This is a genomic window from Leptotrichia sp. oral taxon 215 str. W9775, assembly GCF_000469505.1.
GTDB lineage: Bacteria > Fusobacteriota > Fusobacteriia > Fusobacteriales > Leptotrichiaceae > Leptotrichia_A.
In genome coordinates this window covers 43051-45037 of the sequence record NZ_KI272853.1, presented here as the reverse complement: position 1 = coordinate 45037, position 1987 = coordinate 43051, and the positions used below count along the sequence as shown (strand labels likewise).

The 1987-nt window shown below is 29.1% G+C and carries 2 protein-coding genes and 1 pseudogene; all 3 read left to right on the top strand.

The window, feature by feature from the left end:
• Window positions 1-887: hypothetical protein (locus HMPREF1984_RS06550; protein WP_021767155.1), on the top strand; the 887-nt coding region annotated here is incomplete at its 5' end.
• Window positions 888-939: 52 nt separating this feature from the next.
• Complete coding sequence (locus HMPREF1984_RS06545; protein WP_021767154.1) at window positions 940-1632, top strand: hypothetical protein; 693 nt, start codon at window positions 940-942, stop codon at window positions 1630-1632.
• 117 nt (window positions 1633-1749) lie between these two features.
• Window positions 1750-1987: pseudogene (locus tag HMPREF1984_RS11370) on the top strand (hemagglutinin repeat-containing protein); the annotation flags it as partial.

Here is a 1987-nt window from a genome sequence, read left to right as displayed (position 1 = left end):
GGGTAAAGACGGCACCTCAGATGGAAAGTATAGCAAAAGGAGACCTTAACTCGCCTGATGTACTTAAACAACTTGATATAGCAGCAATAGAAAAATTTAATCCTGATAATCCTGACTTACCGGAAAACGTAAGGGCAAGGCTTGATGAACTTGCAGAAGATGGAAAGACAATAAAGGCTTTTTACGATAAAACTACCAACAAGATATTTGTAAATGAGAATATTGAAGATGATGTGGAAATACGGGCATCAATAGCAAGGGAATGGAAGATATCGGAAGACCTTAAGAATGAGAAAGGTAAGCCGAATGAAGAAGGCAGACTGAAAGCGACGGTAGCAGGAGAACTGGCTTATGATGACATGATGAAACGGGGACGTGAAGGAAAGACAGAGAGCATAAGCACAGGTGAGTTTAATGAGACTATGATGAATGTGGATAGTGAGGTTACGAGTGATAAAGTTACTTTAAAAGGAATTAATTTTACGCTTTCAGCTGGAAATAAATTATTTGGTGGAACTAATTTAAGTATTGGAATTGCAACTGGAGATAATAAGCAAAAAATATATTTTCTTTCAGTTGGTGGAAACATAGGAGCTGGAATTGGATTAGGTTTTTCCTTGGAAGGAGGAGTTGGAGTTATTTGGGGAAAAGATAATCCGAGTGAAATAGATGGAACTGTTTGGGGTGCAGAATTTGGAGTAGGTCTTAAAGGAATAGGAGGATTTACAGTTGGAGTAAATACAGATGCAAAAACAGTAGGTGCCAGTGCTTCTAGTTCAGCTGGTGTTTCTAATCAGGAATATGAGGGACATGTTTCTGCTACATTTATAAAGACTAAAACCTTTGCAACTAAAACAGAAATGATAAAATTTTTAGAAAAAAATTAAAATTGGATCAAGTTAACTTAATAAAAATAGAAATAGAAAGGAAATTAAAATAGTGGAATCAAAGCAAATATATGAATTAGATTTAGGAATTGAAAATATTTATTTTTATCAAAGAATAATGCTTATAATACTATATATAACCATTGTTATTATTTTTGATATGGGAGATTTAACCTGGATCTTTTTTGTTTTGTTTTTTTCTGTATGGTTTTATTATAGAGGAATTTTTATAAAGAAAATAAAAATTAAGACGAAAGTATCTTTATATGATGATTTTATTTTATTAGAGACACCTTTCTATAAAAAAGAAATAAATTATCTTGATATCAAAAATATGTGTTATATAGAAAATAGACCAAATGTAGGAGATTTTATTATAAATATAACACCAACAATATTAGATTATAAATATTTATTATTAATGAAAAACTTTTATAATTCAAAAAAATATAAAAGTCTAATTATTCCAGATGTAAAAAATGCAAAAAAAATTTATGAGCAGATAAAAAATAGAAAAATAAAAAATGACATTTCATATAATTCTAATATTTTAAATTCGAAAAAATCAAAATTTATAATTTTAAAAAATTATATTGAAGTAATTTCATTGAAAAATGAATCAAAAATATCTTTTTTTGAGGGAGCCAGTTATGATATAGGGTTAAACAAACTTAAATTATCTAAACAAATTGGTTTTATAATTCAATACAGGAGAACAAAGATTCCTTCATTAGATATTAGGTAGTAAAAAATTGGAGTGTACCTAGAATTTTGGACAAATAATTCAAAAAATAGTTTTCTTTAATATTAAAAACTCAATGAATACTTAGTTGAGTTAAGAAATAGCTATAGTTCTAAAAAATTAGACTCTGTAGTTGGAGTAAATACATCATTCGGTTCAGATGGAAAGGCAAAGGGGACAACTGTAAACGTATCTGCAAGCAGAAGTAATTCAAATACAGATGAAACGATACATCATAATGGAAGTTTTACCAATGTAAATGAAGTTCACAACAATACTGGAACAATGACACTTTCAGGATTTAATCAGGAAGGTGGAAAAGTAACAGGAAAAATTGGTAATCTAGTTGTGGAAAGTA